The sequence below is a fragment of the Dietzia sp. KRD202 genome (assembly GCF_017168155.1).
Classification (GTDB): domain Bacteria; phylum Actinomycetota; class Actinomycetes; order Mycobacteriales; family Mycobacteriaceae; genus Dietzia; species Dietzia kunjamensis.
Genome location: NZ_JABFAN010000019.1, coordinates 96,729 through 98,993 on the forward strand (window position 1 = coordinate 96,729; position 2,265 = coordinate 98,993).

Annotated in this window: 2 protein-coding genes; one reads left to right on the forward strand and one right to left on the reverse strand. The window is 73.9% G+C overall.

The features are described 5' to 3' along the window. Nucleotides 1-91: 91 nt before the first annotated feature. On the forward strand, nt 92-1,138 hold the full coding sequence (locus J1M64_RS16075; protein WP_206474835.1) for a polyprenyl synthetase family protein: 1,047 nt from the start codon (nt 92-94) through the stop codon (nt 1,136-1,138). A 171-nt stretch (nt 1,139-1,309) separates the two neighbouring features. Here J1M64_RS16075 and J1M64_RS16080 read toward each other — a convergent pair. Continuing rightward, nucleotides 1,310-2,265, reverse strand: a 956-nt coding sequence (locus tag J1M64_RS16080) for a sulfate/molybdate ABC transporter ATP-binding protein (RefSeq protein ID WP_206474836.1), incomplete at its 5' end; no start/stop codon positions are given.

The window sequence follows — 2,265 nt, forward strand, 5'->3', positions numbered from 1 at the left end:
GTGGGGTGCCACCGCCCGCGACGCGGGACCGTAGTCTGTCGGGAAGGGCGGGCCACGCCGACCCTTCACCAGGCGACGAGGACGAGTGGGGATGTCGAGCGATTCAGTGACCGGCTCCGCGGAGACGGCGACCGACCACACGGTGGCGGGCGTGGACGTCGGCGACGCCGACCTCGCAGCCGACCTGCGCGAACGGCTCGACGAGGTCGAGAAGCTGCTCGTCAGCCGACTCCAGACCGGCGAGGACTTCCTCTCCGAGGTCGCACTGCACCTCGTCACCGCCGGCGGCAAGCGGTTCCGGCCCGTCGTCACCCTTCTCTCGGGCTCGCTGGGCCCCGCGCCCGACCGCGAGCGGCTCGTCAAGGCCGCCGTGGTGTGCGAGATGATCCACCTGGCCACGCTGTACCACGACGACGTCATGGACGAGGCCGCCATGCGCCGCGGTGTCGAGTCGGCCAACAGCCGCTGGGACAACTCCACCGCGATCCTCGCCGGCGACTTCCTCTTCGCCCACTCCTCGATGCTCCTGGCCGACCTCGGACCCGAGGCCGTGCAGCTCATCGCCCAGACGTTCGCCGAGCTGGTCACCGGGCAGATGCGCGAGACCGTCGGCCCGGGCGTCGGCGGTCGTGACGAGGGTGCCGCCGAGCACTACCTGCGGGTGATCTGGGAGAAGACCGGCTCGCTCATCGCCGCGGCCGCCCAGTTCGGCGGCGAGTACTCGGGGGCGACAGCCGAGCAGATCGGCAGCCTGCGCCGCCTCGGTGACGCCGTGGGGATCGCGTTCCAGATCGCCGACGACATCATCGACATCGCCTCGCCGTCCACCGAGTCGGGCAAGACGCCCGGTACGGACTTGCGCGAGGGCGTCCACACCCTGCCGATGATCTACGCCATGGAGGCCGGCTCCTCGGACAGTGCACGCCTGCGCGAGCTGCTCGCCGAGCCGCTCACCGATGACGCGGAGGTGGCGGAAGCCCTCGAGTTGCTGCGCGCGTCCGACGGTATGCGGCGCGCGCGGGCCACGCTCGAGAAGTACGTCGATGACGCCATGACCGAGCTCGACGTGCTGCCCGCCGGCCCGGCCAACGAGGCGCTGCGTCGGCTCGTGCGTTTCACCGTCGACCGCGTCGGCTGACCTTCCCCCAACGACCCGGCAGCCGCACGGGCGCCTGTGTGGCCCGACGACAGTCGCACGCGACCATGGCGTCTCGCGCACGCTTCGGTGCAGGCGAGACGCCATCGCGGGGGGCGCCTGTGTTCGAGAGGGCTGCTATTGCGGGCAGTGGCTCGGGCCGGCGAAGGCCGGTCAGCGGCGCGGGTAGAGGGCGACCTGGGCCGCCTTGACCACGAGGGTCACGGGCGAACCCGGGGCCAGCGCGAGTTCGGCGACCGAGCGGCTGGTGATCTCGGCATCGACGCGCTGACCGTCCCGTAGCTCGGCCGTCACCCGCGTCAACGCCCCCGCGGGGACGAGCGAGACCACCCGCGCGGGCCAGGAGTTCCGCGGGCTCGTCGCAGGCGCGTGCGCGGATGGCTGCGTGGGGCTCGTGGGAGCCGGAGCCGAAGTCGGGGCCTGAGTGGAGCCGGTGGGTGCGGGGTCGGTGTGGACGGCCACCGCCCGCGGGTCGACGGTCGCCACCGCCCGCGCCCCCGGCCGCCATCCCGCCGCCGCGCTCGTGCGGACCCCTGAGACGAGGTCGCCGCCGGGGGTGCGCAGGTCGTCGTCGTCGTCGTCGTCGACGATCCCCTCGACCAGTGAGACCCCGGCCAGGCGCGCGGCGAAGTCGGACGCGGGCCGGGCCAGGACCTCCTCGACCGTGCCGGACTGGGCGACGCGGCCGGAGGCGACGACGACGACATCGTCGGCCAACGCCCAGAGGTCCAGCGGATCATGGGTCACCAGGACCACGGCCCGTCCGGTGAGCCGATCAGCGAGGAGACGCCGGATCGCGGGGGCGACCTCCACGTCGAGGGCGGCCAGGGGCTCATCGAGCAGGACGAGCTCCGGATCCACGGCGAGGGCCCGGGCCAGGGCGACGCGCTGCGCCTGCCCGCCGGACAGCTCGTGCGGCCTGCGGTCGGCGAGGTCGGCGCAGCCCACCGCCTCGAGCTCGGTGCGGGCGCGGTCGAGGGCGGCCCGCCTGCGGACGCCACGGGCCCGCGGGCCGTACGCGACGTTGTCCTCGGCCGACAGGTGGGGCAGTAGCCCGGGACGCTGCTCGAGCGACACCACGCGGCGGCGGTGGGCGGGCAGGTGGGTGC

Coding starts and splice junctions, on each gene's coding strand:
- J1M64_RS16075 (WP_206474835.1), top strand. CDS start 92: ATGTCGAGCGATTCAGTGACCGGCTCCGCGGAGACGGCGACCGACCAC.